The sequence below is a fragment of the Streptomyces sp. genome (genome assembly GCF_050698815.1).
Taxonomy (GTDB): Bacteria; Actinomycetota; Actinomycetes; order Streptomycetales; family Streptomycetaceae; genus Streptomyces.
Map to the genome: position 1 here is coordinate 1 of NZ_JBOHCV010000273.1, position 1,876 is coordinate 1,876.

At 77.1% G+C, this 1,876-nt stretch carries 2 protein-coding genes; one reads left to right on the forward strand and one right to left on the reverse strand.

The window, feature by feature from the left end; genetic code table 11:
- Positions 1-143 precede the first annotated feature (143 nt).
- Complete coding sequence (locus ACRDP3_RS09965) at positions 144-1,790, reverse strand: DUF5691 domain-containing protein (protein ID WP_431516509.1); 1,647 nt, start codon at positions 1,788-1,790, stop codon at positions 144-146.
- Between the two features lie 2 nt (positions 1,791-1,792).
- Here ACRDP3_RS09965 and ACRDP3_RS09970 point away from each other — a divergent pair.
- A partial coding sequence (locus ACRDP3_RS09970; protein WP_431516510.1) for a photosystem I reaction center subunit XII occupies positions 1,793-1,876 on the forward strand: 84 nt, incomplete at its 3' end.

The window sequence follows — 1,876 nt, forward strand, 5'->3', positions numbered from 1 at the left end:
GGATCCGGGCGAACGTCGGCCGCCTCGCGGCGTGACGGCCGCCCCCCCCCGCTTCCCTGGGCCTCCGGCCCGAAGCACGGGCCTCGTGGGGGCGGCGGGTCGTGGGCCGGTCGCTGGGCTGCGTCACCGGGGCCCGCTGAGGGTCAGGGGTCGACGGGAGAAGGCCCCGGTCCCGGAGTGGGGGCGAGTTCGGACCGCATGGCCGCGCGCAGTCGCAGCGTGGCGACGAGCCGCTGGAACGCCTCCGCCCAGTACGCGCCCGCGCCGGGCGAGCCGCCCTCCGGCTCGTCCGCCACCGCCGCCAGCGGGTACAGGCGGGAGGCGTCGGACGGGTCGAGGCAGCGCTCGGCCAGGCCCATCACCCCGCTGAAACTCCATGGATAGCTGCCCGCGTCACGGGCGATCTCCAGCGCGTCGACCACGGCACGGCCCAGCGGTTCCGCCCATGGCACCGCGCACACCCCGAGGAGACGGAACGCCTCCGAGAGCCCGTGCGCCGCGATGAAGCGCGCCGCCCATTCCGCCCGTTCCGCCGCCGGCAGTACCGCGAGGAGCTTGGCCGGGTCGCCGGGCCCCTCCGCGAAAGGTGCGGTGGGCGATCCGATCAGCGCCCGCGACCACTCCGCGTCGCGCTGCCGCACCGCGGCGCGGCACCAGGCGGCGTGCAGGTCCGGCTGCCAGTCGTCGGCCACCGGCAGTGCGGCGATCTGAGCCGCGGTGCGCCCGCCGAACTGGCCGGACCAGGTCGTCGTCGGCGCCGCCTCCACTAGCTGGCCCAGCCACCAGGCGCGTTCGGGCCGCCCGGTGGGCGGCCTGGGCATGACGCCGTCCCGCTGCATGGCCGCGTCGCACTCGTGCGGTGCCTCGACCAGGATCCGGGGCGTGGTCGCGATGGGGTCGAGGGTGACGTGCGTACGGGCGCGGGCCGCCATCCGGGCCGCGAGCGCCGACCCGGGGATTGTGCTGAGCAGTTCGGCGGCGGTGGCGCGTACGGTGCGGCTCCGGTCGCTCAGGGCCTGCTCGAGGAACGGCTCGTCGGCGGGGCGAAGGGTGTCGCGCAGCGAGTCCACGAACATCAGCCGGTCCTCGGCGCGCTCCGCCGGCCAGGTGCCGGCCAGCAGGGCCAGCCCCGCGGCCGGGTCGCGGCGCCGGAGCGAGATGAGCAGGGCGGCGCGTTCGGCGAAGAGGCCTTCCTCCCACAGTCGGCGCACCGCCTCCCCCTCCTCGGCAGGCCCGGGAGTGGCTCCCACCGGGGGAACGTCGCGCAGCGCGAACTTCCAGTCCGGGTTGAGCCGGGCCAGCCACAGGGCGCGCGGACCGGCGAACGTCAGCGTCGCGGCGCGGATGTCGGTGCGGGCGCGCGCCGCGTCGAGGAGGGCGGGGAGCTGGGCGTCGGGCGTGCGGTATCCGTACGCGTTGGCGGTGGCCAGCCACTGCGGGAGCAGTTCGGCCAGATCGGGGGCCGCGCCGCGGCGGTGGCCACCGTCGTGACCGGTGCCGCCCGGACGTGCGGTGAGCAGCGTCGTCAGCCTTCGCGCGGCAGCGGCCGGCAGAAGAGGCCGAGCGTCCGGGGGCGCAGGCTCGGGGCGTACACCGGCGGGGGCGGGCCGCAGCCCGGCCCGGTGCCGGACGGTCTCCACCGCCGCCGCGTCCAGCAGGGCCGTGGCTCCTCCACCGCCGGGCGGTGTGCGCCGCTCGGTGCCGAGGAGCGCGGCGGTGACGAGCTCGCCCCACCCCGGCTCCGGCTTTCCGGCCGCGTTCTCCGGCCCTTCCGGACAGGGCGCAGCCATCGGTGGCGCTGTCTGTCGCGCTGCATCCGCCACTGCTTGCGGTGCGGCTTGCGGTGCGGCTTGTGGTGCGGCTTGTGGTGTGGCGC

Coding starts and splice junctions, on each gene's coding strand:
- ACRDP3_RS09965 (WP_431516509.1), bottom strand. CDS start 1,790: ATGGCTGCGCCCTGTCCGGAAGGGCCGGAGAACGCGGCCGGAAAGCCG.